Consider the following 4,454-nt stretch of genomic DNA (forward strand, 5'->3'; position numbering starts at 1 on the left):
AGGCGGAGCAGCCCGTGAAGCGCGCCGCAGCCGGACAGGCTCATGACGGCGGCCGTGATCAGCAGCGTTCGGCGCACTGGCAGCGACTCCCAAGGCCGGGTATAGAGATAACCAAAAACGAACTTATCGGACGTCCGGTGAGGTCATGCACGGGAGCCCGGCCCCCGGGCCGCGCACGTTACCCTGGGCGCATGAGCCGCAGCAGCGATCAGCCCCTGCCGACCAGCAAGGACGTCGCCGCTCTCGCCGGGGTCTCGCAGAGCACGGTCTCGTACGTGCTCAGCGGCAAGCGGCCGATCTCGGCGGAGACGCGGCAGCGGGTCGAGGCGGCCATCGAGCGGCTGACGTACCAGCCGAACGCCGGCGCCCGCGCGCTACGCGGCCGGCTCACGAACGTCATCGCCCTGGTCGCCCGGCTCTCCGAGAGCACCGACGTGGCGGACACGATCCCTTACATCGACACGGTGGTCGCGCAGGCCCGCGGGCGTGACTTCGACGTGGTGCTGGTGACGGCGGGCCAGGGCCCCGGTGAGCTGGTCCGCCTGGCCAAGCGCTCGATCTGCGACGGCGTCGTGCTGATGGACATCCGCGGCCGCGACGACCGCCTGGCCACGGCGGCGGCGCTCGGGCTGCCGGTGGTGCTCATCGGGACGCCGGACGACGACCACGGGCTGCCCTCGGCCGACGTCGACTCCCGGCGGGCGGGCGAGCTGCTCGCGGCCGAACTCGCCGACACCGGGCACCGGGACGTCGTGCTGGTCGGGGAGACGCCGGAGGTCCGGGCCGCCGGGTTCCGGTTCGTCACCGACTTCCACGCCGGGGTGGCCGACGTCGCCGAGCGGCGCGGGCTCCGCCTGCGCGTCCTGCACCCGCCGCGCCCTGGGTGGGCGGGCCTCGCCGAGACGGCCGACGACCTGTTCGGCGCACTCCCCGGCCGCCCCGGCACCCACCAGAGCGCCCACACCGGTCGGCCCGATGATCAGCTCGACGAGCGACCCGCCGATCGCCATGGCGACCAGCTCGCCGACCAACCCCGTGGTCAGCCCGACGATCGGACAGGCGACTGGCCCAGCGATCGGCCCAGCGATCGGCCCAGCGACCGGTTCGATGGTCGGCTCGGCGTGCGACCCGGCGACCGGCCCGGTGAGCCGTTCGGTGAGCGGCTCGGGGTGATTGCGCGGACGCCGCAGGTGATCGGGTGGGTGCTCCAGCTCGCCGCCCTGCGCGGCCTGGTCCCGGGCCGGGATCTCTCGCTGGTCGGGCAGTGCACCGACGAGGCCACGCTCGGGTTCGGCGTGCCCGTCACCAACGTGTCCCCCGAGCCGCGCGAGACGGCCAGGCTCGCCATGTCGATCCTGTTCGAGGCGCTGGACGGCGGGCCCGCGGCGGGCGGCGCGCGCCGGGTGGTGCGGCCTGGCGGGCTCACGCGGCGGGCCAGCACGGTGGTCTTCCCCGAGGGGTGATCCCGCCGGGCGGGCGGGGTGCGGTAAGGTCGCCCCGTCGTCGATACGTATCGACGAGCGAGCGTGAGGAGGCGGCAGGCGTGGCGGAGAGTTTCGCGTTCGGCGGCGGCAGCGTGCTGCTGGGTGCCGACGGCGGGCCCGTGTCGTTCGAGCATCCCCGCGATCCCGGCCGGCGCTACCTGCTCGACGAGGCGTCCCAGAGCTGGCACGGGCCGGACCACGCCTGGGGCACCGGCTTCGTCATCACCGCGCGGGGATCGGGCCGCTGGCAGAGCCCGTCCGAGCTCGACGAGCACGCCGACGGCGTGACGGCCCGCCACCGCCCCCTGCCCGGCCTGGCGCTGGAGATCGACCGGCGGGTCACCTCCGGCCACTTCACCGAGTCCTACACCTGGACCAACACCGGCGACCGCGAGCTGGAGATCACCGGGCTGGCGATCAACGTGCCGGTACGTGACCTCTACGACGGCGCGGCGGCGGCGCTTTCGCGCAACTGCCACGCGCACGTCTTCACCGGCGGCGCCTGGTCGTGGATCCTGGCCGAGCCGATGTCCGGCACGCCGCCGCTGCTGGGGGTGATCGTCCGGGAGGGCGGCCTGTGGGCCTACTCCGTCGAGTCGCGCAACCAGAACACCGCCTCCAACAGCCGGGGCCACCTGCTCGTGCACCCGACCGACCACGCCCGCAACCCCGGCGCGTTCGGCGGCCAGCCGATCGTGACCCTGCTGCCGGGACAGAGCCACACCCTGGCCTGGGAGGCCGGCTGGTACGACGACCGCGACGCCTTCCTCGCCGCCACCGACCCGCCGGTGACCCTGCCCGCGCTGACCACCCCCGCCGGCACCGACCTGCCCCTGCGTCTGGCCGCCGGCGCCACGGTCCGCCGGCCGGTGGAGCGCGGCCGGCACGGCGTCCAGCACCTCGACCTGGAGCGCGACGGCCGGGCCAGCCGCACGGCGGTGGCCGTCCTGGCGCCGCTGCGCCGGCTCGTCGAGGCGCGGGTCGCGCGGGTCCTGGCCGAGCACCGCCCGATCGAGCGTCCCGACCCGCAGTGCCACGCCTTCGTCCCGGTCGACACCCGCACCCGGCTGCGCCAGACCGAGAACGGCTGGGGCGACTGGACCGACGGCGCCGAACGCACCGGCATGGCCGTGCTGCTCCAGCAGGCCCGCCGGCGCGGCTGGGGCGACCGGCCCGCGATCGACGAGGCGCTGCACGGCTTCGCGCGCTTCGCCCGCCGGCACCTCGTCCGGCCGGACGGCTCGGTCGGGCGCGGCAGCCGTCCCGGCCCGGAGAGCCTGCGGCTCTACAACACGCCCTGGCTGGCCCACTTCTTCCTCGACCAGTTCCACCTGTACGCGGCCCCCGGGGACCTCGACCTGGCCGCGCGCCTGCTGGAGGCCGGTTACGCCCTGGGCGCGTCCGGTCACCTGTCCATCGGCCAGGCCGAGGCCGTCGAGGCGACCGCGCGCGCCCTGGACGAGCACGGAGCGCGGGACCGGGCGCAGGACCTGCGTGCGGCGCTGGTCGAGCACGCCCACCGCTTCGCGGACCTCGGCGGCGATCTGCCCGCCCACGAGGTCGCCTACGAGCAGTCGATGATCGCGCCCCTGGTCAGCCTGCTGGCCACCGCGCACGCCCTGCGGCCCGATGACCGCCTGCTGGCCGCCCTGCGTACCGCCGTCGCGTGGTTGCGCGCCTTCGGCGGCCCGCAGCCGCACGTCAGGACCGGCGACATCGGCATCCGCCACTGGGACGGCTACTGGTTCGGCCTCGACCGCCAGTGGGGCGACACCTTCCCCCACTACTGGAGCGTCCTGACCGCCACCGCGCTGCGCCTGCTCCCGGCCCCGCTCGACACCGCCGAGCACCGCCGCTCGACACCGCCGAGCACCGCCGCGCGGCGGACGCGATCTTCGCCGCGAACCTGGTGGACTTCACCCCCGACGGCGACGCCACCTGCGCCTTCCTCCTGCCGAGCTGCGTGGACGGCCGCCCGGCGCACCGCCCCGACCCGCTCGCCAACGATCAGGACTGGGCGCTGGCTTTGCTGCTCAGGGCGAACGCCGCGCACCCGGATCGTCGGTGACGCCGTTCGCGTAGCCGGTGCCGCCGAAGGCCCAGTCGGCGCCGAAGGCGCCTTCGAGCCGGTGGCGGGAGCCCGGGTGCAGGAGGCGGGCCGAGCTCACCAGGACGTCGTGCGACCAGGTGCGGCGGCGGACGAGCAGGCACGGCTCGTGGCGGCCGATGCGCAGCAGGCGTCGCTCGGCCGAGTCGCCGAGCACGGCCTCGACGATGTGCTCGCCCCGGGTGAGCGGGGCCACCTCGTTCAGGTAGGCGTGCGGCGTCTGCCGGGTGAAGTCGCGTTCCAGGTAGTGGGGCACGGCGATCGGGTTGACCAGGCGGTCTTCGAGCTGGATCGGGGTGTCGTCCTCGAAGTGCACGATGAGCGAGCGGAAGACGGTCGGCCCCGCCGCCGCGCGCAGCGCCGGGTCGGCCACGTCGGAGGACTCCTCGCGCACGTGGACGATCTCGGTGCGGTGCCGCCGGCCGTGCCGCCGCACGTCGTCGGCGATGTTGCGGACCTGGAGCAGGGCCGAGGCGGCCTTGGGCGCGGCGACGAACGTGCCGACGCCGGCCCGGCGCTCGATGAGGCCCTCGTGGGTCAGCTCGCGCAGCGCCCGGTTGATCGTCATGCGGGACAGGCCGAGCGCGCCGACGAGCTGGTGCTCCGACGGGAGCTGCTGCCCGTGCGCCCACCGGCCGGATCGCACGCCGGCCGCGATGAGCTGCTTGACCCGCTCGTACGCGGGCGCGGAGGCGGGGCCGACCTGCTGGAACTGGGCGGCGAGCTCGGACTCGACCACCGTGATGGGCACCATGGCCAGGTGATCCTCGGGGGTTCAAGGGGGACGGCGGGCGGAGGGCTCCGGGGCCGATGGCCCGAAGTGTATCTTCACCCGCCAGGGTAGCGAGCTGTATATACAGGAC

General features: G+C 74.9%; 2 protein-coding genes. One reads left to right on the forward strand and one right to left on the reverse strand.

The genetic code is table 11. From position 1 onward, the window contains the following. Window positions 1-191 precede the first annotated feature (191 nt). Window positions 192-1,463, forward strand: a complete 1,272-nt coding sequence (locus FAF44_RS52225; protein ID WP_237110953.1) for a LacI family DNA-binding transcriptional regulator — start codon at window positions 192-194, stop codon at window positions 1,461-1,463. A gap of 2,054 nt (window positions 1,464-3,517) precedes the next feature. Here the strand turns inward: FAF44_RS52225 and hutC are convergent. Continuing rightward, on the reverse strand, window positions 3,518-4,345 hold the full coding sequence (hutC, locus tag FAF44_RS52230; RefSeq protein WP_237110954.1) for a histidine utilization repressor: 828 nt from the start codon (window positions 4,343-4,345) through the stop codon (window positions 3,518-3,520). Between the last annotated feature and the right edge of the window lie 109 nt (window positions 4,346-4,454).

The organism is Nonomuraea sp. MG754425, from assembly GCF_021699195.1.
Taxonomy (GTDB): domain Bacteria; phylum Actinomycetota; class Actinomycetes; order Streptosporangiales; family Streptosporangiaceae; genus Nonomuraea.

Bases quoted from the DNA above. Each gene is read 5' to 3' on its own strand.
- FAF44_RS52225 (WP_237110953.1), top strand. From the start codon at position 192: ATGAGCCGCAGCAGCGATCAGCCCCTGCCGACCAGCAAGGACGTCGCC.
- hutC (WP_237110954.1), bottom strand. From the start codon at position 4,345: ATGGTGCCCATCACGGTGGTCGAGTCCGAGCTCGCCGCCCAGTTCCAG.